Origin of the sequence: Pseudonocardia broussonetiae, from assembly GCF_013155125.1 — a bacterium.
Lineage (GTDB): Bacteria > Actinomycetota > Actinomycetes > Mycobacteriales > Pseudonocardiaceae > Pseudonocardia > Pseudonocardia broussonetiae.
The window spans coordinates 2,944,880-2,963,813 of the sequence record NZ_CP053564.1; the positions used below are offsets into that span (position 1 = coordinate 2,944,880).

Annotated in this window: 22 protein-coding genes; 15 read left to right on the plus strand and 7 right to left on the minus strand. The window is 75.1% G+C overall.

The window, feature by feature from the left end:
• Positions 1-22: 22 nt before the first annotated feature.
• Both HOP40_RS14735 and glgX read right to left on the minus strand, forming a co-directional pair.
• Positions 23-253 carry an FmdB family zinc ribbon protein gene (locus HOP40_RS14735; RefSeq protein ID WP_172158871.1) on the minus strand — a complete coding sequence of 77 codons (231 nt, stop codon included), beginning with the start codon at positions 251-253 and terminating at the stop codon, positions 23-25.
• 40 nt (positions 254-293) lie between these two features.
• The gene (glgX, locus tag HOP40_RS14740) at positions 294-2,306 is read right to left on the minus strand and encodes a glycogen debranching protein GlgX (RefSeq protein ID WP_172158873.1); all 2,013 of its coding nucleotides are present in this window, start codon (positions 2,304-2,306) and stop codon (positions 294-296) included.
• Positions 2,307-2,419: 113 nt separating this feature from the next.
• On the opposite strand from glgX, the gene HOP40_RS14745 reads away from it, so the two are divergent.
• From HOP40_RS14745 to HOP40_RS14775, 7 genes are all read left to right on the plus strand, one after another.
• Positions 2,420-3,184, plus strand: a complete 765-nt coding sequence (locus HOP40_RS14745; protein ID WP_172168364.1) for an ABC transporter ATP-binding protein — start codon at positions 2,420-2,422, stop codon at positions 3,182-3,184.
• A 14-nt stretch (positions 3,185-3,198) separates the two neighbouring features.
• The gene (locus HOP40_RS14750) at positions 3,199-3,978 is read left to right on the plus strand and encodes an enoyl-CoA hydratase/isomerase family protein (protein WP_172158874.1); all 780 of its coding nucleotides are present in this window, start codon (positions 3,199-3,201) and stop codon (positions 3,976-3,978) included.
• 117 nt (positions 3,979-4,095) lie between these two features.
• On the plus strand, positions 4,096-5,061 hold the full coding sequence (locus HOP40_RS14755) for a class I SAM-dependent methyltransferase (protein WP_172158875.1): 966 nt from the start codon (positions 4,096-4,098) through the stop codon (positions 5,059-5,061).
• A 44-nt stretch (positions 5,062-5,105) separates the two neighbouring features.
• Complete coding sequence (locus tag HOP40_RS14760) at positions 5,106-5,567, plus strand: hypothetical protein (protein WP_172158876.1); 462 nt, start codon at positions 5,106-5,108, stop codon at positions 5,565-5,567.
• Positions 5,568-5,580: 13 nt separating this feature from the next.
• A complete protein-coding gene (gene macS, locus HOP40_RS14765; protein WP_172158877.1) occupies positions 5,581-6,705 on the plus strand; it encodes a MacS family sensor histidine kinase in 1,125 nt (374 codons plus the stop codon).
• The gene (locus tag HOP40_RS14770) at positions 6,672-7,352 is read left to right on the plus strand and encodes a response regulator (RefSeq protein ID WP_420821806.1); all 681 of its coding nucleotides are present in this window, start codon (positions 6,672-6,674) and stop codon (positions 7,350-7,352) included. Before macS ends, HOP40_RS14770 begins: the two co-directional genes overlap by 34 nt.
• A gap of 78 nt (positions 7,353-7,430) precedes the next feature.
• Entirely contained in the window at positions 7,431-8,015 is a 585-nt protein-coding gene (locus HOP40_RS14775; RefSeq protein ID WP_240157677.1) for a response regulator transcription factor, read from the plus strand.
• Between the two features lie 21 nt (positions 8,016-8,036).
• On the opposite strand, the gene HOP40_RS14780 is transcribed toward HOP40_RS14775, so the two are convergent.
• Positions 8,037-8,966, minus strand: a complete 930-nt coding sequence (locus HOP40_RS14780; protein WP_172158882.1) for a nucleoside hydrolase — start codon at positions 8,964-8,966, stop codon at positions 8,037-8,039.
• A 126-nt stretch (positions 8,967-9,092) separates the two neighbouring features.
• Here HOP40_RS14780 and HOP40_RS14785 point away from each other — a divergent pair, with 126 nt between their 5' ends.
• From HOP40_RS14785 to HOP40_RS14805, 5 genes are read left to right on the plus strand one after another with little or no spacing between them, the layout of a single operon-like run.
• The gene (locus HOP40_RS14785) at positions 9,093-10,151 is read left to right on the plus strand and encodes an ABC transporter substrate-binding protein (protein WP_172158885.1); all 1,059 of its coding nucleotides are present in this window, start codon (positions 9,093-9,095) and stop codon (positions 10,149-10,151) included.
• Position 10,152: 1 nt separating this feature from the next.
• Positions 10,153-10,968 (plus strand): ABC transporter ATP-binding protein, encoded by an 816-nt coding sequence (locus tag HOP40_RS14790; protein ID WP_240157678.1) that lies wholly within the window; start codon positions 10,153-10,155, stop codon positions 10,966-10,968.
• A gap of 59 nt (positions 10,969-11,027) precedes the next feature.
• Positions 11,028-11,756: an ABC transporter permease gene (locus HOP40_RS14795; protein WP_240157679.1), complete on the plus strand. Its 729-nt coding sequence runs from the start codon at positions 11,028-11,030 to the stop codon at positions 11,754-11,756.
• Positions 11,753-12,583: an ABC transporter permease gene (locus tag HOP40_RS14800; RefSeq protein WP_172158890.1), complete on the plus strand. Its 831-nt coding sequence runs from the start codon at positions 11,753-11,755 to the stop codon at positions 12,581-12,583. The genes HOP40_RS14795 and HOP40_RS14800 overlap by 4 nt, the downstream gene beginning before the upstream one ends.
• On the plus strand, positions 12,580-13,476 hold the full coding sequence (locus HOP40_RS14805; RefSeq protein WP_240157680.1) for a PfkB family carbohydrate kinase: 897 nt from the start codon (positions 12,580-12,582) through the stop codon (positions 13,474-13,476). Before HOP40_RS14800 ends, HOP40_RS14805 begins: the two co-directional genes overlap by 4 nt.
• A gap of 13 nt (positions 13,477-13,489) precedes the next feature.
• Here the strand turns inward: HOP40_RS14805 and HOP40_RS14810 are convergent, their stop codons facing one another.
• On the minus strand, positions 13,490-13,717 hold the full coding sequence (locus HOP40_RS14810) for a hypothetical protein (RefSeq protein WP_172158892.1): 228 nt from the start codon (positions 13,715-13,717) through the stop codon (positions 13,490-13,492).
• Positions 13,718-13,793: 76 nt separating this feature from the next.
• On the opposite strand from HOP40_RS14810, the gene HOP40_RS14815 reads away from it, so the two are divergent.
• Complete coding sequence (locus HOP40_RS14815; protein ID WP_172158895.1) at positions 13,794-14,546, plus strand: acyltransferase; 753 nt, start codon at positions 13,794-13,796, stop codon at positions 14,544-14,546.
• A 113-nt stretch (positions 14,547-14,659) separates the two neighbouring features.
• The gene (locus HOP40_RS14820) at positions 14,660-14,818 is read left to right on the plus strand and encodes a hypothetical protein (RefSeq protein WP_172158897.1); all 159 of its coding nucleotides are present in this window, start codon (positions 14,660-14,662) and stop codon (positions 14,816-14,818) included.
• Between the two features lie 4 nt (positions 14,819-14,822).
• On the opposite strand, the gene HOP40_RS14825 is transcribed toward HOP40_RS14820, so the two are convergent.
• From HOP40_RS14825 to HOP40_RS14835, 3 genes are all read right to left on the minus strand, one after another.
• The gene (locus HOP40_RS14825) at positions 14,823-16,079 is read right to left on the minus strand and encodes a glycosyltransferase family 4 protein (RefSeq protein ID WP_172158900.1); all 1,257 of its coding nucleotides are present in this window, start codon (positions 16,077-16,079) and stop codon (positions 14,823-14,825) included.
• 165 nt (positions 16,080-16,244) lie between these two features.
• Positions 16,245-17,201: a phytanoyl-CoA dioxygenase family protein gene (locus tag HOP40_RS14830; protein ID WP_172158903.1), complete on the minus strand. Its 957-nt coding sequence runs from the start codon at positions 17,199-17,201 to the stop codon at positions 16,245-16,247.
• On the minus strand, positions 17,198-18,019 hold the full coding sequence (locus HOP40_RS14835) for a class I SAM-dependent methyltransferase (protein WP_172158906.1): 822 nt from the start codon (positions 18,017-18,019) through the stop codon (positions 17,198-17,200). The genes HOP40_RS14830 and HOP40_RS14835 overlap by 4 nt, the downstream gene beginning before the upstream one ends.
• A 66-nt stretch (positions 18,020-18,085) precedes the next feature.
• On the opposite strand from HOP40_RS14835, the gene HOP40_RS14840 reads away from it, so the two are divergent.
• Entirely contained in the window at positions 18,086-18,934 is an 849-nt protein-coding gene (locus HOP40_RS14840) for a methyltransferase domain-containing protein (RefSeq protein ID WP_172158909.1), read from the plus strand.

Here is an 18,934-nt window from a genome sequence, read left to right on the forward strand (position 1 = left end):
CCACCCGGCGGTCACCCGTGCGTCATCCGCAGCAGCCGCCGCCGCAGCACCCGCCGCCCCCACCGCCGCCGCCCCCGGCCCGGGCCGGTACGCGGGGGGCGCCGCTGCGGCCGCCGACGGAGACGGTCGTGAGCAGCTTGACGGTGTCGGCGTGGCCCGCGGGGCAGGGAGCGGGCTCGCCCGACTCGCTCATCGGGCGGCTGACCACGAAGGTGTCCGCACACTCGCGGCAGCGGAAGTCGTAGCGCGGCATGGGGGGATCGTAGGTCGCCGGGGGCGCCGGTAGCGAGCCCTCAGTCCGCCGCCGCGCGCAGCAGGAGCAGCGAGCGGGCGGGCTGGGTGATCGTGGTGCCCCCGGGCAGCGGACGGGCGCTCACCGGCGCGCCGTCGGGCCGCGTCGAGTCCAGCTCCGGCACGAACGGCCCGCCCGCGGGCAGCGTGCAGGCGATCGCGTCCGGCCCGGAGTGCAGCAGCAGCAGCCACTCGCCGCGCAGCAGGCCCAGGCTGTGCAGCCCGCCGTCGTGCCAGTCGTGGCCGCGCAGGCGCCGGCCCGCCGGGTGCCACCACAGCACCTCGCCGTCGCGGTAGAAGCGGTCGCGGTGCAGCGCGGGGGAGCTGCGGCGGATCGCGGTGACGCGCGCGACGAACGCCGTGAGCGACGCCGCCGCCTCCCCGCCGTCCCAGTCGACCCACGAGATCGTGTTGTCCTGGCAGTAGGCGTTGTTGTTGCCGCCCTGCGTCCGCCAGATCTCGTCGCCGCCCAACAGCATCGGGGTGCCGGTGGACAGCAGCATCGTGGCGAGCATCCCGCGCGCGGCCGACAGGCGCCGCTCCGCGATCACCGGCGACGCCGTCGGCCCCTCGACGCCGAAGTTCTGCGAGCGGTTGTCGTCGGTGCCGTCGCGGTTGTGCTCGCCGTTGGCCTCGTTGTGCTTGCGCTCGTAGGACAGCAGGTCGCGCAGGGTGAACCCGTCGTGCGCGGTGACGAAGTTGACCGACGCCCAGGGCCGCCGCCCGTTGCCGGCGTAGAGGTCCGAGCTGCCCGACAGCCGCGACGCCACCTCGGCGATGCCGCCGTGGCCGCGCCAGAAGTCGCGCACGGCGTCGCGGAAGCGCCCGTTCCACTCCGACCACGCCACTCCGAAGCCGCCGACGCGGTAGCCCTCACCGGTGGCGTCCCACGGCTCGGCGATCAGCTTGACGCGCGACAGGATCGGATCGACGGCGATCGCGGTGAGCAGCGGGGCGTGCGGGTCGAAGGCCCCGGAGCGCGGACGCCCGAGCACGGAGGCGAGGTCGATCCGGAACCCGTCGACGCCGTAGGTCGTGACCCAGTGCCGCATCGCGTCGCACACCAGGCGGATGACGGTGGGGGAGCCGGCGTCGAGCGTGTTGCCGGTGCCGGTGATGTCGGCGTCGTGGCCGTTGCCGCCCAGCGAGTAGTAGGCGGGGGCGTCGAGGCCGCGGTAGGACAGCGTCGTGCCGCCGACCCCGCCCTCGGCGGTGTGGTTGGGGACGACGTCGAGGATCACCTCGATGCCGGCGGCGTGCAGCGCGCCGACCATCGTGCGGAACTCCTCCACCTCCGCCCCCGGCACGCTCGCGTACCCGGCGTGCGGGGCGAGGAAGCCCAGCGTCGCGTAGCCCCAGTAGTTGGGCAGGCCGCGCTCGAGCAGCGGCGGCTCGTCGGCGATGGAGGTGACGGGCAGCAGCTCGACGGCCGTCACCCCGATCCGCGACAGGTGCGCGACGACGGCGGGGTGCGCGAGCCCGAGGTAGGTGCCGCGGTGCTCCGGCGGCACCTCGGGGTGGCACTGCGTGTAGCCGCGGACGTGCAGCTCGCTGACCACCGTCTCCGACCACGGGACGTCCGGGCGCGGGTGCGCCGGGCCCCCGTCCGGCGCGGTGACGACCGAGAGCGGGACGTGGCCGAGCGAGTCGCGCTCGTTGAGCGCCCCGGTCATCGGGTCGTCGACCCAGCCGCGGGCGGCGCCCAGATCGGTGACGCGGCCGGTGATCCGGCGGGCGTAGGGGTCGACGAGGATCTTCGCCGGGTTGGCGCGCAGCCCCTGCCACGGGCGGTACGGGCCGTGCACGCGGTAGCCGTAGCGCTGCCCGACCCCGACGCCGGGCAGGTGGCCGTGCCAGACGCCGAACGTCCGCTCCGTCAGCTCGACCCGCCGCTCCGTGAGCGCCCCGTCCTCGCCGTCGACCAGACAGACCTCGACGGCGTCGGCGCTGGTGGAGGCGACGGCGAACCGCGTCCCCGCGTCGTCGACATGGGCACCCAACGGGAAGACCGGCACGTGGAGCCACCCTAAGGCACCCGGGCACCCGTGAGCGCCGTCGTCGCATCCGCGAGGATGGGGGGGTGGCTGCGCCTATCCCCGCTCCGGACCTGACCGACCTCGTCGTCCGGATGGACGGTGTCTCCGTCCGGCGCGGGACGACGATGCTGCTCCGCGACGTCGACTGGTCGGTGGAGCTCGACGAGCGCTGGGTCGTCCTGGGCCCCAACGGCGCCGGCAAGACGACGCTGCTGCGCCTGGCCGCCGCCGAGATGCACCCCACCACCGGCTCCGTGCACGTGCTCGGCGAGCGGATCGGGCGGGTCAACCTGGCCGAGCTGCGCACCCGGATCGGGCTGACGTCCGCCGCGCTCGGCCTGCGCGTCCCGGGCGAGGAGACCGTGCGCGACGTCGTCGTCAGCGCCGGCTACGGCGTGCTGGGCCGCTGGCGGGAGGAGTACGAGCACGCCGACACCGACCGCGCCGACCAGCTCCTCGACGCCCTCGGCGTCCGGACGCTGGGCGACCGCGCGTTCGGCACGCTCAGCGAGGGCGAGCGCAAGCGCACCCTGATCGCCCGCGCGCTGATGACCGACCCCGAGCTCCTGCTCCTCGACGAGCCCGCCGCGGGCCTCGACCTCGGCGGCCGGGAGGACCTCGTCTCCCGCCTCACCGCGCTGGCCGCCGACGCCGACGCGCCGGCGTCGATCCTGGTCACCCACCACGTCGAGGAGATCCCGGTCGGCTACAGCCACGGGCTGCTGCTGCGCGAGGGCCGGGTCGTCGCGGCCGGGCTGCTCGACGACGTGCTGACCGACGACAACCTCACCGAGACCTTCGGCCTCCCGCTCGGCGTCCTGCGCCGCCGCGGCCGCTACACGGCGTGGTTGCGTTGATCTAGGGTCGGGCCATGACCGAATTCGTGAGGCTCGAGGTCGACGGCGGTGTCGGCACGATCCGGCTGGACCGGCCGCCGATGAACGCCATCAGCAGGCAGGTGCAGGAGGAGCTGCTCGCCGCTTCCGCGGAGGCCACGCAGCGCGACGACGTGCGCGCCGTCGTCGTCTACGGCGGGGAGAAGGTGCTCGCCGCGGGCGCCGACGTCAAGGAGATGGCGGGCATGTCCTACGCCGAGATGGCGGCGGTCGCGCGGCGGCTCTCCGCCGGGTTCGGCGCGCTGTCGACCATCCCGAAGCCGACGGTCGCGGCCATCACCGGCTACGCGCTGGGCGGCGGGCTGGAGCTCGCGCTGGGCGCCGACCGCCGCATCGCCGGCGACAACGCCAAGCTCGGCCAGCCCGAGATCCTGCTCGGCATCATCCCCGGCGGCGGCGGCACGCAGCGCCTCACGCGGCTGATCGGTGCGCCCCGCGCCAAGGACCTGATCTTCACCGGGCGGATGGTGAAGGCCGAGGAGGCGCTGGCCATCGGGCTGGTCGACGAGGTCGTCCCGGCCGACGACGTCTACGCGGCCGCGCGCCGCTGGGCCGAGCAGTTCGTGAACGGGCCCGCCTCGGCCTACGCGGCGGCGAAGAAGGCCATCGACAGCGGCCTCGACGTCGACCTGCGCACGGGCCTCGACATCGAGTCCGAGGCCTTCGCCGCGCTGTTCGCCACCGACGACCAGCGCATCGGCATGGAGTCGTTCGTGGCCAACGGCCCGGGCAAGGCGGAGTTCACCGGGCGCTAGGAGCTTCCGGCGGCTCGCACACACCTCGCGGGGCCCGCACACAGGTCCGGCCCTGTGTGCGGGCCCCGCGGCCTGTGTGCGAGCCCATGGCGCGGGGCCGCCGCTAGGCTCCTACCCATGAGTACGGAGCCGCTCCCGAACCCGCACGCCACCGCCGAGGAGGTGGAGGCGGCGCGGCACGACGCCAAGCTCGCGAACGTGCTGTACCACGACTGGGAGGCGGGCTCCTACGACGACAAGTGGTCCATCTCCTACGACGAGCGCTGCATCACCTACGCCGCCGACCGCTTCCGGCTCGTCGCCGGCGAGACCGGTTGGCCCTACGGCCGGGCGCTGGAGCTGGGCAGCGGCACCGGCTTCTTCCTGCTCAACCTCATGCAGGCCGGGGTCGCGACCTCCGGCTCGGTCACCGACCTCTCGCCGGGCATGGTCCAGGCCGCGCTGCGCAACGCCGAGCACCTGGGCCTCGACGTCGACGGCCGCGTGGCCGACGCCGAGCGCATCCCCTACGACGACGGCACGTTCGACCTCGTCGTCGGGCACGCCGTGCTGCACCACATCCCCGACGTCGAGCTGGCGCTGCGCGAGGTGCTGCGCGTGCTCAAGCCGGGCGGGCGGTTCGTGTTCGCCGGGGAGCCCACGCGCATCGGCGACGCCTACGCCCGCCGCCTCGGCGCGGCCACCTGGAAGGCGACCACGACGCTGACGCGCCTGCCGGTGCTGCAGGGGTGGCGGCGGCCGCAGGCGGAGCTGGACGAGTCGAGCCGGGCCGCGGCGCTGGAGGCCGTCGTCGACATCCACGTGTTCGACCCGGCCGAGCTCGAGGACACCGCCCGCCGCGCGGGCGCGATGGGCGCGACGGTGGTCACCGAGGAGTTCAGCGCGGCGATGCTGGGCTGGCCGGTCCGGACGTTCGAGGCCGCCGTGCCGCCCGGGAAGCTCGGGATGGGCTGGGCGATGTTCGCCTACCGCAGCTGGCAGCGGCTGTCGTGGCTCGACCAGAACGTGCTGTCGCGGGTCGTGCCGCGGGCGTGGTTCTACAACGCGCTCGTCACCGGCACCAAGGGCGGGCCGGTCGGGTAGTCCTACGGATCCGCGGGCGCGGGCCGCGCGGCCACGATGGGCGCGTGGACGAACTGCGCCGTCGGGTGCCCGTGCTGGTCGGCGCGGTGAGTGCGCTGCTGGCCGCCGTGCTCGCCGTCGCCGCGGTCCTGCTGGCCGTGCAGACCGCCCCGACCGAGACGGCCGCGCAGGCCCGCGCGCACCTGGACGGGCTGGTGCGGGCCGTGGCCGGAGAGGCCGTCGAGCCCGCCGTGGCCGGGGAGGTCGCGTGCCCCTGGCTCGGCGTGCCGGGCTGGCCGGCGAGCCGGCAGGTGCGCAGCCGCGTCGAGCTGGCCGTCCCGGGCGACCCGGCCGCACTCGTCGCCGCGGCCGTGGCGGCGGGCGAGGTGGTCTCCCGCGACGCCTCGGCTGTCGAGGTGCGGGCGGGCGGCGGCTACGTTCTCACCGTCCGGACCGTCGGTGGAGGGGTGCTGGTGGGGGAGTCGCCGTGCGTGTGGCCGGGCGGGACCCGCGAGCCGGTGACATGAGCGGACGGCCGACGTGAGCGACGCCACCGTCGAGCGCCCGCTCGAACCGCTCTGGCGCGGCCTGCTCTTCTACCGCGTGCTGACGCTGGTCACGACCACGGCCGTCGTCCTCTGGACGCTCGACGAGCACGGCTCCCCGGCCGGCGCCGTCGCGGTGCAGGCGGTGATGGCGGCGTGGACCGCCGTCATCGGCCGCGGCTACCTCGGCGGGATGCCGCGCGGGCGGCTCGCGCTCGCCGACCTCGTCGTCACCAGCGGGGTCATCGCCACCACCCCGCTCGTGCAGACGGCGGCGCAGATCGACGCCGACGCGCCCGTCTCCGGCTCGATCTGGACGCCCTGCGCGGTGCTCGCCTGCGCGTTGGCGTTCGGCGTCCGCGGCGGGCTGGGCGGCGCGGCCGTGCTGTGCTCGGTGCTGCTGGCGGTCTCGGCACGGGCCGAGGCCGAGCTGGGCGACATCCAGCTGATCGTCCTCGTCGCGGTCAGCATCGGCTACGCGTCGACGGTGCTGCGCCGCCAGGCCGAGCGGCTGCGCGCCGCGATCGGCCAGCAGGCCGCGATGGCCGAGCGCGAGCGGCTCGCCCGCGTCGTCCACGACGGGGTGCTGCAGGTGCTGGGCTACGTCCACCGCCGCGGCCAGGAGCTCGGCGGCGACGCCGCGGCGCTCGCCGCGATGGCCGGGGAGCAGGAGATCGCACTGCGCACCCTGCTCACCACGGACGGCGCCCCGACCGGCGCCGACGGCCTGCGCGACGTCGCCGACGCCCTGCGCATGCTCGGGGCGGGCCGCGTCAGCGTCTCGACGCCGGCGCACCCGGTGCGGCTGCCCGCGGCCGCCGTCGAGGAGCTGGTGGCCGTGGTCGGGGCGGCGCTGGCGAACGTCGCCCGGCACGTCGGGCCGGACGCGCCCGCGTGGGTGCTGGTGGAGGACCTGGGCGACGAGGTCGAGATCAGCGTCCGCGACGAGGGCCCGGGCATCCCCGACGGGCGGCTCGACGAGGCCGCGGAGCAGGGCAGGCTGGGCGTGGCGCGCTCGATGCGGGGCCGCGTGCGCGACCTGGGCGCCACGATCACCTGCGAGACCGGGCCCGGACGGGGCACGGAATGGATCATCCGGATGCCGAGGGAGCAGACGTGACGGACGGGATCACCGTGATGGTCGTCGACGACCACCCGATCTGGCGCGAGGGCGTGGCGCGCGACCTCACCGAGCGCGGCCTCGACGTCGTCGCCACCGCGCCGGACGCCGCCGCGGCCGTGCGCATCGCGAAGGCCACCCGCCCGCACGTCGTGCTGATGGACCTCAACCTCGGCGCCACGTCCGGCGTCGACGCGATCGAGGGCATCCTCGCGGCGCTGCCCGGCACGAAGGTGCTGGTGCTCTCGGCCAGCGGCGAGCAGGCCGACGTGCTGGAGGCGGTGAAGGCGGGGGCGTCGGGCTACCTCGTGAAGTCGGCGGGCGCGGAGGAGCTGCTGGCGGCGGTGCAGCGCACGGCGGCCGGGTTCCCCGTCTTCACGCCGGGCCTGGCCGGGCTGGTGCTGGGGGAGTTCCGGCGCCTGGCCGGCGAGCCCGCCGCGGAGGAGGCGCCGGTGCTCACCGAGCGCGAGACCGAGGTCCTGCGGCTGGTGGCGAAGGGGCTCACGGCGAAGCAGATCGGGGAGCGGCTCGTGGTGTCGCACCGGACCGTGGAGAGCCACGTGCAGAACACGCTGCGCAAGCTGCAGCTGCACAACCGCGTCCAGCTGGTGCGCTACGCGATCGACCAGGGCCTGACCGACGACTGACCGCGCCCGTCACTCGCTCGGGGGACCGGCGGCGCCGCGGTGGCGGGGCGGGCCGCCCGGGCTGGCAGGATCGTCGGCGTGACGTCCGTGGCTCTCCTGCACGGACCGGCGTCCCGGGCGCAGGTGCTGCGCGACGAGGGGCTCGAGGTGCTCGGCGTCGTCGCCACGGCGCAGGAGCTGCTGGCGCTGCGCGCCGACGTCGTCGTGATCGACATGGCCGCCCCGGACGCGCTCGCCGCCGTGGCCGCCGCCACCGACGCCGGCGCGGCGGTGCTGGCCGTCTCGGCGTCCGCGGAGCACGAGCAGGTGCTGGCCGCGGTGCGGGCGGGGGCCACCGGGTTCGTCGTCGACACCGGGCGGCCCTGGGACGTCGCCGACGCCGTGGCGCGCCTCGCGCGCGGCGAGCCCGCCTACGGGCCGGGGCTCGCGGCCGTCGTGCTGGAGGCCAGCGGCGGCGCCGGGCCGCCCGACGTGCGCCTCACCGAGCGCGAGACCGACGTGCTGCGGCTGGTCGTCGAGGGGCTCACGGCCCGTCAGATCGCGACCCGGCTCGGGCTCTCGCCGCGGACTGTGGAGAACCACGTGCAGCGCCTGCTCGGCAAGCTCCCGGTCAGCAACCGCGCCGCGCTCGTCCGCTACGCGATCGAGCACGGGTTCGCCTGAGCGGCCCGGTTCGCCCGGGTCTCAGCCGAGCCGCCCGACCCGCTCGAGCACGTCGGCCAGCACGGCGTCGACGTCGGCGTCCAGCGCGACCGCCACGTCCGGACCGCCGCCGGGCACGGGGACGGTCGCCCCGCGGGCCGGGCCGAGGTCGCAGGCCACCTGCACCGGCATCGCCTCGGTGCGCAGCACGCCGGGCCGGATCGCCTCCAGCACGGCGACGGCGTCGTGCAGCGCGACCGCGTCGCGCCCGTAGTGGGTCAGGTAGGCCGCGCGGTAGTGCGCGAGGACCTGCGCGAGCTCGTGCCCGCGCGGCCCGCCCGCGCCGAGCGCGGCCACCCACTGTGGGTCGGCCGGGCACCGGAGCGTGAGGTCGAGCGGCACCACCGTCACCGGCACGTCGGCCTGGGTGAGCACGCGGTGCGCGGCCTCGGGGTCGCAGTGGGCGTTGAACTCCGCCGCCCCCGTGACGTTGCCCGCGCCCAGCGAGCCGCCCATCCACACGATCCGCCCGATCCGCGGCGCGAGCTCCGGGTGCACCGCGAGCAGCAGCGCGACGTTCGTCAGCGGCCCGATCGGCGCGATCGTCACGGGTTCGGCGGACTCGCGCAGCACCGCGGCCATGACGACGATCGCGCCGCGCGGGTCGGGAGCGGCAATCGGGTCGGGCAGCGCCGACGCGCGGCCGCCCAGCCCGTCGCCGCCGTGCCACTCCTCGGCGCGCAACGCCCGGTCGTGGACCAGCGGCCGGGCGGCCCCGGCCGCGACCGGCACAGCGGCGCGGCCGGCCAGCGCGAGCACCCGCCCGGCGTTGCGGGTGGTCATCGGCAGCGGCACGTTGCCGAACACGGTCGTGACGGCGCGCAGGTCCACCTCCGGCGACGCGGCGGCCAGCATGAGCGCCACGGCGTCGTCGACCCCGGGGTCGGTGTCGATGATCAGCGGGATCGGCATGCGGTCAGCGTAAACGGGGTTGCGTGGCCGTAACGGCGCGTTAACCGCCAGGCGTCATGCGGTTCCTAGATTCACCGGGTCGACGGCCGTCCCCGCTCGCCGTCGCAGACCGTCAGGAGTCCCCGCATGATCGTGTCCCGCCGTGATGTCCTCCGCCTGTCCGGCCTCGGCGCCGCCGGACTGGTGCTGTCCGCCTGCGGGGGTGGTTCGACGACGCCGGCGCCCGCCGCCGCGGGTGCGGCCGGCTCGTTCGGCAACCTCTCCGTGCAGCTGTCGTGGATCAAGAACATCGAGTTCGGCGGCGAGTACATGGCCGACTCGAAGGGCTACTACACCGAGGCGGGCTTCGACGCGGTCGAGCTCGTCAGCGGCCCCGTCGACAGCGCCGACGCCCTCGTCCTCGCCGGCAACGTCGACGTCGGCATCTCCGCGCCGGACGCCACCGCCCGCTTCATCGTGGAGCAGGGCGCCCCGCTCAAGATCATCGGCAACACGTTCCAGAAGAACCCGTTCTGCATCCTCTCGATCGAGGAGGGCGCGCCGATCCGCACGGTCGCCGACCTCGCGGGCAAGCGCATCGGCATCCAGGCCGGCACCAACCAGCAGATCTTCGCGGGCCTGCTGGCCGCCAACGGGATCGACCCGGCGAGCCTCGAGCAGGTCGTCGTGCAGTACGAACCGACGCCGCTGACGGAGAAGACCGTCGACGGCTTCATGTCCTTCCTCACCAACGAGCCGTTCCTGGTGAAGGCCGACGGCTTCACCCCGGTGACGCTCGCCTTCGCCGACAACGGCCTGCCGCTGACCTCGGAGTCGTTCGTCGTGCTGCAGGAGACGATCGACTCCGAGCGCGACAAGCTCAAGGCGTTCCTGCTGGCCGAGATCAAGGGCTGGAACGACGCCGTCGCCGACCCGGCCGCCGCGGCCGAGCTCGCCGTCACCACCTACGGCGCCGACCTCGGCCTCGACGTCCCCGGCCAGACCGAGCAGGCCACCGCGCAGAACGACCTGATCGTCAGCGCCGACACGAAGGCCAACGGCCTGTTCACCGCCACGGACGCCGCGATCACCGACGTCATCGGCGCGCTCGCCGCCATCGGCATCACGATCACCGCCGAGGAGCTGTTCGACTTCTCGCTCCTCGACGAGGTGTACGCGGAGAACCCCGACCTGATCGTGGGCTGACGTGACCTCCACCGAGACCCGGTCCACGCTGGACCCGCACGCGCACCCGGCGTCGGCCACGGGCATCAACATCCGCGGGCTGACCAAGCGGTTCTCCATGGGCCGGCAGTCGGTGGAGGCGCTCGCGCCGATCGACCTCGGCACCACGGCGAACTCGTTCCTGTCGCTGCTCGGGCCGTCGGGCTGCGGGAAGTCGACGATCCTGCGGATCCTCGCCGGCCTGGAGACCCCGACGGCCGGCGAGGCGCTGATCAACGGCCGGTCGACCCGGGAGATCCAGCGCGACCACGAGCTCGGCATCGCGTTCCAGGAGGCCGCGCTGCTGCCGTGGCGCAGCGTGGCGGGCAACATCCGGCTGCCGCTGGAGGTCGCCGGGATCACCCCGGAGCCCGGCCTCGTCGACGGGCTCATCGAGCTGGTCGGGCTCACCGGCTTCGAGAAGGCCAAGCCCGCGCAGCTGTCGGGCGGCATGCGGCAGCGGGTCGCGATCGCCCGGTGCCTCGTCGTCCAGCCGACGGTGATGCTGCTCGACGAGCCGTTCGGCGCGCTGGACGACATGACCCGCCAGCGGCTGAACGTCGAGCTGCTGCGGATCTGGACCGAGCGGCCGGCGACCACGCTGATGGTCACCCACGGCATCTCCGAGGCCGTGTTCCTCTCCGACGTCGTGGCCGTGATGAGTGCGCGGCCGGGCCGGATCGCCGAGCTCGTGGAGATCGACCTGCCCCGGCCGCGGACGCCGGACCTCATGCGCACGCCGGAGTTCCACGCCTACGTCGACCGGCTGTCGGAGATCCTGTTCGGGGGTTCCGCATGACTCGTGAGCGGCAACCGTGGCTCCGGCGACGATCGCCGCTCACGGGTGGGGCCGCGGGCGTGCTCGCCATCGTCGCCGTCTGGTGGGTGGCGTCGGTCGTGCTGTTCCAGGGCAGCGGCGCGATCCCGACACCACCGTCGGTCGTCGCGGAGTTCCTCGACCCGCAGCGCTGGTCGTCGACGGTCACCAACGCGACCTCGACGGTCACCTCGGCCGCGCAGGGCTACCTCTGGGGCAACCTGGCCGCGATCGCGCTGGCCGTGCTCGTCCTGCTCGTCCCGCGGCTGGAGGAGCTCGCCAACCAGATCGCGATCGTCAGCTACTGCATCCCGCTCGTCGCGATCGGGCCGGTGATCGTCATCGTCGCGGGCCGGGACGCGCCGTCCGGGGCGTCGGTCGTGCTGGCGGCGATGAGCGTGTTCTTCACGACCGTCGTCGGCTGCCTGGTCGGGCTGCGGGCCGCGCCGCGCGCGAGCGTCGACCTGGTCCGGGCCTACGGCGGCACGGCGTGGACGACACTGCGGAAGGTGCGGGTGATCTCCGCGCTGCCCAGCCTGTTCGCCGCGCTGCGGATCGCCGCGCCCGCCGCGTTCCTGGGCGCGATCCTCGCCGAGTACCTCGGCAGCGGCGGCGACTCCACGCTCGGACGCGCGCTGATCGCGGCGCAGACCCAGTCGGACGCGCCGCTGCTGTGGTACCTCGCGCTGGTCAGCGGGCTGATCTCCGGCGTCGGGTACCTGCTGGTCGGGATCGTCGCCCGGATCGTCACGCCCTGGACGAGCGCGTGATCGCCGCGCGGCTCGGGCGGGCGCTGCTCACGGTCGGCATCGCCGTCGTGGTGCTGGTGGCGCTGTGGGCGGGGCTGCTCGCGCTGTTCGACGTCTCGGCGTTCGTGGGCAAGTCGCCGTCGGACGTGTGGGCCTACCTCTTCTCCGACGCCCCCGAGCGCGGGATCCGCCCGGCGTCGCTGTCGGCGGAGCAGGCGCGCGCCGACAGCCTCGCGGCGCTGGGCACGACGCTGGTCAACGCCGCGATCGGGTTCGCCTCCGGCATGGTGATCGCCACGGCCGTCGCGATCGGGTTCGTGCTGTGGAAGCCGTTCGAGGTGGCGTTCCTGCCGATCGCGATGCTGCTGCGGTCGGTGCCGCTCGTCGCCATGGCGCCGCTGCTGCTGCTGGTGTTCGGGCAGGGCAAGGTGGGGATCGCGGTGATCGCGGCGATCGTCGTGCTGTTCCCGGCGCTGGTGAACATCGTCCTGGGGCTGGGCTCGGCGCACCCGCAGGCGCTCGACGTCGTCCGCGTCAACGGCGGCTCGGCGCTCCGCGCGCTGGTCACGGTGCGGATCCCGTCGGCGCTGCCGCAGTTCCTGGCGTCGGCGCGGATCTCGGTGCCCGGCGCGATCGTCGGCGCGATGCTGGCCGAGTGGCTCGTCGGGTTCGAGGGGATGGGCGGCGTGCTCTCGGGCTACAAGGGCTCGGGCAACTACGGCGGCGTGTGGACCGTCGTCGCGATGTCGGTGCTGGTGTCGATCGTGCTGTACGAGCTGATGACGATCGTCGAGGCCGCGCTGCTCGCGCGCTGGGGACCGGAGGCCGGGGTAGCTTCCCGGGCGTGACGTCGCTCCCGGGAACGGTGCTGGTGGTCGGTGCGGTCAACGTCGACCTCGTCGTGGCCGCGCCCCGGCTGCCCGGGCCGGGGGAGACGGTCGTCGGCGACGGGACGCAGCGCTTCGGCGGCGGCAAGGGCGCGAACGCGGCCGTGGCGGCGGCACGGGCGGGTGCCGCGGTCGCTCTGGTCGGGGCCGTGGGCGACGACGACCTGGGCGCCGGCGCGCTCGACGAGCTCCGCGCCGAGGGCGTCGACGTCACCGGGGTGGCGGTGCTGGCGGGGCGGGCCACCGGGGTGGCGCTGATCGTCGTCGACGGGGCGGGGGAGAACCAGATCGCGGTCGGGGCGGGGGCGAACGCGCTGGTCCCGGCCCGGGTGGACGTGCCGGACGACCTGGGGTGCCTGCTGGTCAGCACCGAGATCAACGACGACGCCGTGCTCGCGGCGGTCCGCGCGGCGTCCGGGGTGCCGTGCGTGCTCAACCCGGCGCCCGTCACCGACGCCGTGGTGGCGGCGCTGGACGCCGGGCCCCTGCTCACCCCCAACCGCGGCGAGTGCCTCGACCTCGCGGCGCGGCTCGGGGCCGCGACCGACGACGTGGTGGAGGCGGCGCAGCGGATCCGGGAGCGGACCGGGGCCGCGGTGGTCGTCACGCTCGGCGGGGAGGGGGCGCTCGTCGTCGACTCGTCGGTGGAGCGGGTGCCCGCCCCCGCCGCCACCGTCCGCGACACGACGGGGGCGGGCGACACGTTCAACGGGGTCCTCGCCGCGCGGCTGGCGGCGGGGGACGGGCTCCTCGACGCCGTGCGGACGGCGGTGCGCGCCGCGTCGCTCTCGGTGGGGGCCGTCGGCGCGCGGGCCGGCATGCCGACGGTGGGGGAGATCGAGGCGGCGGGCTGACGCCGCGGCCGTCCTACTCCGACCGCGTCGGCTCGCTCTGGTTCTCCCCCTCCACGTCCCGCGCCGCCCGCTCCGACTCCCCGCCGCTGCCTCCGGGGTCGGTGTCGGTGTCGTCGGTGCTGCCCGGGTCGGCGGCGGCGTAGGCGCGCTCGTCGTCGGCGTCGGCGCTCGTCGGGTGGTCGACGCGGCGGGACACGACGCGGTCCAGGTCCTCGTCGGGGGTGTCGCTCTGGGTGGTCATCGGCGCGGGTACCCGACCGGCGCGCCCGCCACACGGTGCCCCGGACCGGCGCAGGGCCGTCCGGCATCATCGGGGGATGACGAGCATGTGGGGGTCGCCGCTGCGCGACCGCTGGGCCGGGCGCCGCGACCCGCGCCAGGCCCGCTTCCTCACCCTCGCCTCGCTGCGCTGGGTGCTGCGCAACCGCGCGTACACGCCCTGGTACCTGGTGCGGTACTGGCGGCTGCTGCGCTTCCGCGCGGCGCACCCGCACGTCGTCCTGCGGGGGATGGTGTTCCTCGGCAAGCGGGTCGAGCTGCACGCGCGCGCCGGGTACGGGCGGCTGGAGATCGGTCGCTGGGTGCACATCGGCGACGGCAACTCCCTGCGCTGCCACGAGGGCTCCCTGCGGATCGGCGACAAGGTCGTCTTCGGCAAGGACAACACCGTCAACTGCTACCTCGACGTCGAGATCGGCGCGGCCACGATCGTCGCCGACTGGGTCTACGTCACCGACTTCGACCACCGCATCGCCGACGTCACCATCCCGATCAAGGACCAGGGCATCGTCAAGACGCCCGTGCGGATCGGCCCGGACTGCTGGATCGGCACGAAGGTCTCCGTGCTGCGCGGCACGCGCGTCGGTCGCGGGTCGGTGCTGGGCGCGCACGCGGTCGTGCGCGGGGAGATCCCGGAGTACTCGATCGCGGTCGGCGCGCCGGCGCGGGTGGTGCGCAACCGGGTCGACGACTACCGCGCCGCCGCCGAGGAGCGCGCCGCCGTCGCCGACATCGCCCGCAAGACCGCGGCCGCGGTGCAGGTGCGGATCGAGCGGTCCGAGTCGATCTAGCGTCGCCGCTGTGACCTGCATCGAATCGTTGTGATCTGCGCCCGGTTCGCTAACGTGTCGGGGGGTGTCGCCGTTGGATGGAGAGGAACGATCCACGACTGGAGGAACCCCCGATGAACGACCGCACCGTCTCCCGCCTGCAGGCCCTCGAGGCCTCCTACACCGTCGCCGTCAACGAGGCCGTGGCCGAGGACCGCGACGACCTGGTCCGCGACCTCGTCGCCGAGTACCCCGACGCCATCGCCAAGGTCATGAGCCAGGACGCCGCCTGAGCCGTCACCTCCGCCCGAAGACGTTCCCCGAGGGGATCTTCGGGCGCGGCAGCTCCTGCGGGCCGCCGGCCTCCGTGCGGGCGTACACGTCCGCGGTGCCGGCGGCGATGCGCGTCCAGTCGAACTCGGCGCCCAGGCGCGTCCGCGCGGTCCGGGCCCGACGACGGGCGGCCGCGGGATCGGCGAGCACGCTGCCGACGGCCCGCGCCAGCGCCGGCACGTCGCCCGGCGGGAACGACACCCCGCTGACCCCGTCGACGACGATGTCGCCGAGCCCGCCCGCCCGCGACGCGACGAGCGGCGCCCCCGCGGCGGCCGCCTCCAGCGCCACGATGCCGAACGGCTCGTAGCGGCTGGGCAGGACCACCGCGTCGACGGCCGACAGCAGCGCGGCGAGGTCGGCGTCGGGCAGGTGCCCGAGGAAGTCGACGCTGCGCCGCACGCGGTGGGCGCGCACGGCGTCGTCGAGGAGCTCGGTCGCGGTGCCGGTGCCGGCGACCAGCAGCCGCGTGCCCGGGTGGGCGCGCCGGATCCGGGGCAGGGCCGCGACGAGGTCGTGGACGCCCTTCTCGTACTCCAGCCGGCCGAAGTAGAGCAGCAGCGGCCCGCCCCCGGGGCCGTAGCGCTCCCGCGCGGCCGCCACCCGCCGCCGCGGCACCCGCCAGCCGCGCGGCTCGATGCCGTTGTGCAGCACCGCGATCGGCTCCGGGTCGAGGTCGAACAGCTCCGCGACCTCGGCGCGCATGGCGGCCGAGCAGGTGACGACGGTGTCGGCGCGGTTCGCCAGCCACCACTCCGTGGAGTGGACCTGGCGGCTCGTCCGCGAGGAGAGCCAGCCGTTGAAGCGTCCCGCCTCCGTGGCGTGGATCGTGGCGACGAGCGGGACGCCGAGCACGTCGGCCAGCGCGATCGCCGGGTGCGCGACGAGCCAGTCGTGGGCGTGGACGACGTCGGGGCGCCAACCGCCCACGCGGGTCAGTGCCGCGCGCACCATCGCGTGGCCCATCGCGAGCGTCCACGCGACCATGTCCCGGGTGAACTCCAGGTGCGCCGGGTCCTCGGCGACGCGCAGCACCCGCACGCCCTCGTCCGTGGCGTCGGAGGTGGGGTGGGTGGTGGCGTCGCTGCCCGCCGGATGACGGGTGAGGACGACGACGTCGTGCCCGGCCGCGGCGAGCTCGGTGGCCAGCGCGTGCACGTGCCGGCCCAGGCCGCCGATCACGACCGGGGGGTACTCCCAGGACACCATCAGCACCCGCATCGGACGAACCTACTAGCCGGTAGGCCCCGCGGCGCGGTCGACCCTGACCCGCAAACCCCGCGAGTCGGGGTGTGGTGGCGGGCGAGTCGGGGTGGGGTGACGCCTCGACCCCGACTCGCTCGCAACGAGACCCCGACTCGCGGGGGTGGGGGACGGGAGGGCGCTTCAGAGGACGGGGTTGTGGTCGCTCTCCACGACCTCACCGGGTTCTGCGCCCGGGATGAACTTGCGCCAGTCCCCGCTCACCATCGTCGGGGCGTCGACCACCCGCACGCCGTCGGCGAAGTACGTGGTGGCCAGCACCATGCGGGGGACGGTGGTGAGGTTGGCGCCCGCGGTGTGGAAGCAGTGGGCGGAGTGGAAGCTCATCTCACCCGCCGCGAACGGCCCGTCCTCCACCGCCACCTCGCGCGCCCGGAACGCCTCGGACACGCCGCGGTCGTAGGACGTGCCGTGCTTGTCGAACGCGACGTCCTCGACCAGTCGCCACGTGTCGGCACCGCGGGCGAAGGCGAGCGGCCCCATCTCGCGGGGCGTCGGCTGCAGCGGGATCCAGGCCGTCAGCACGTCGGCCGAGGCGAGCGGGAAGTGGTGGGCGTCGAAGTGCCACGGCGTGCGGCCGGCTCCGGGCTCCTTGGACAGCGCGTTGTCGTGGTAGAGCCGCACCCGGTCGGCGCCGAGGAGCCCGGCCGCGATGCCGCCGATCCGGGGGGAGAGGACGGCGGCGCGCAGCAGCGGGTCCTCGAGCCACATCATCTCCAGGCTCTGGAACCCCACCGCCGGGTCGACGGCCGCGTCGAGCATCTCCCGCAGCCGCGCCCGCAGGCGCTCCAGCCCGCCCGGCGACAGCACCCCGGGGAGCTTGACGAACGACTCCGCCCGGAAGTGCGCGACCTGCGCACCGGTCAGCGGGTAGGGCTCGGCCAGTTCGGCGGCCAGCGCGTCGTCGGTGGGCAGCGGGCCGGGGTCGTGCGGAGCGGGGCTGGTCAGCGGGCCGGACGCCGCGGGACCGTCGGCGAGGGACATGTACCAGTCCCACCACTGGTCGTTGCCCCGGTCCCACGCGACGGCCACGTCGGACGCGCCGCCGGCCGCCGTCGTGGCGGACAGGAACGGGTTCACGCGTTCTCCCACGTCATCAGGTGTGTCTCGTGGGTGAAGGTGTAGGCGCCGGAGGCGTCGCGGCAGCCGGCGAGGTACTCGCCCAGCGGACCGTCGGCCTCCATGGCCTCGAGCGGCACCGTGTCGTCGAACGCGCAGCGCTGCAGGAAGCCCTCGACGACGGCGCGGTCGGCCGACCCGGTCGTGTAGTGGATCGGCACCACCTGCGGTTCGACGCCCGCGGCGCGCAGCGCGTCGGCCACGCCCTCGGCGTCGGTGTAGGGGGTGACGTCCGGCGCGATCTCCGCGCGGTAGGCCTCGTAGAAGGCCAGGTAGTGCGACCGCGCGCAGGCCTGGGCGACGACGCCGAACCCGCCGGGCCGCAGCGCCGCCACCATCCGCGCGACGCCCGCGCCGAGCTCGGCGGGCGGGATGGCGTAGAGCGCGTGCGTGGCCCACGCGACGTCGAACGCGCCCTCGGCGCACAGGTCCTGCAGGAACACCTCGTGCTCGCCGGCGGCGACGAACGGGGGACGCAGGACGGCGCGGGCCTCGGCGATGGAGAAGGCGGACGGGTCGAGCAGGTCGACGGCGACCTCGGGCCGCTCCGGCAGCCCCGAGGCCAGCAGCGCGGACGGGAACTTGCCGCTGCCGCAGGCCACGTCGAGGAGCCGGACGCGGTCGTCGACGGCGTGCGCGCGCAGGTCGGCGGCCCAGTCGCGGGCCGAGGCGAGCTGCCGGTAGTCCTCGGTCGCGAGCGCGTAGAACGCCTCCATCTCGGCGCGTCCCGCCTCGCTCCAGTGGTCGAGACTGCGGCGGGCCGTGTCGGGGGAGGTCACCTTCCGAGCGAACCACAGCTCAGGTTTCGCCGCGCCCCGAACGGGTAGCGGCCCTAGCGTGGAACGGTGACCACCGCCGGCTCGACCCTCCCGCTCGACCGCCTGCGCGAGGAGGTCCGGGGCTGCGCACCCCTGCCGCCGCTGTCCGGCGAGCGCTACGCGCTCACCCACGCGGCCTACGAGGCGGCGAGCGACCAGCGCCCGCGGCTGCAGGAGTGGCTGGCCCGGGTGCTGCCGCCGCTGCTGGTGGGGTGCGACCCGGTGCGGGTCGTCGGGGTCGGGGTGGGCGACGGCAGCGTCGACGCCCCGCTCGCCGCCGCGTTGGCCGCCGACGGTCGCCGCGTCCGCTACACGGGCGTGGAGCCGCACGCGCCGTCGGCGATGGGGTTCGCGGGGCGGCTGTCGGCGCTGCCCGCCGAGGCGCTGACGCCGTCGGTCGTCATCGGTGACTTCGCCGACCACGACGCCGGCCACCCCGCCGACCTGGTGCACTTCGTCCACTCGCTCTACTACGTCGACGACCTCGGCGCCTCGCTCGACCACGCGCTCACCATGGTCCGGCCGGGCGGTCTGGTCGTCGCCGCGACGGCCCCGCTCGAGCCGCTCTGCGTGCTCACCGAGCTGCTGTGCCCGTGGGGCGGGCACCGGCCGTGGTTCGCTTCCGACGTCCGCGACGAGCTCGACCTCCGCGGCCTCGAGGTCCGCACCGAGACCCTGGTCGGGCGCCTCGACGTCACCGACGTCCTGGCCGACCCGTGCGGGCGCGGCGAGGCGGTGTTCGACTTCCTCGTCGGCGCCCGCACGGCCGCGATGACGCCCGCGGTGCGCGCCGCGGTGCTCGACCACCTGCGCGGCATCGAGGACGACGGGCACGTGCCGCACCCGCTGGACATGGTGATCGCGCGCGTGCGCTGA

What these genes read in the sequence shown, in the direction of transcription:
- HOP40_RS14815 (WP_172158895.1), top strand. Translation starts at nt 13,794, where the DNA reads ATGACGAGCATGTGGGGGTCGCCGCTGCGCGACCGCTGGGCCGGGCGC.
- HOP40_RS14785 (WP_172158885.1), top strand. Translation starts at nt 9,093, where the DNA reads ATGATCGTGTCCCGCCGTGATGTCCTCCGCCTGTCCGGCCTCGGCGCC.
- HOP40_RS14780 (WP_172158882.1), bottom strand. Translation starts at nt 8,966, where the DNA reads ATGCCGATCCCGCTGATCATCGACACCGACCCCGGGGTCGACGACGCC.
- HOP40_RS14745 (WP_172168364.1), top strand. Translation starts at nt 2,420, where the DNA reads ATGGACGGTGTCTCCGTCCGGCGCGGGACGACGATGCTGCTCCGCGAC.
- HOP40_RS14755 (WP_172158875.1), top strand. Translation starts at nt 4,096, where the DNA reads ATGAGTACGGAGCCGCTCCCGAACCCGCACGCCACCGCCGAGGAGGTG.
- HOP40_RS14770 (WP_420821806.1), top strand. Translation starts at nt 6,672, where the DNA reads ATGGATCATCCGGATGCCGAGGGAGCAGACGTGACGGACGGGATCACC.
- HOP40_RS14750 (WP_172158874.1), top strand. Translation starts at nt 3,199, where the DNA reads ATGACCGAATTCGTGAGGCTCGAGGTCGACGGCGGTGTCGGCACGATC.
- HOP40_RS14810 (WP_172158892.1), bottom strand. Translation starts at nt 13,717, where the DNA reads ATGACCACCCAGAGCGACACCCCCGACGAGGACCTGGACCGCGTCGTG.
- HOP40_RS14735 (WP_172158871.1), bottom strand. Translation starts at nt 253, where the DNA reads ATGCCGCGCTACGACTTCCGCTGCCGCGAGTGTGCGGACACCTTCGTG.
- HOP40_RS14825 (WP_172158900.1), bottom strand. Translation starts at nt 16,079, where the DNA reads ATGCGGGTGCTGATGGTGTCCTGGGAGTACCCCCCGGTCGTGATCGGC.
- HOP40_RS14820 (WP_172158897.1), top strand. Translation starts at nt 14,660, where the DNA reads ATGAACGACCGCACCGTCTCCCGCCTGCAGGCCCTCGAGGCCTCCTAC.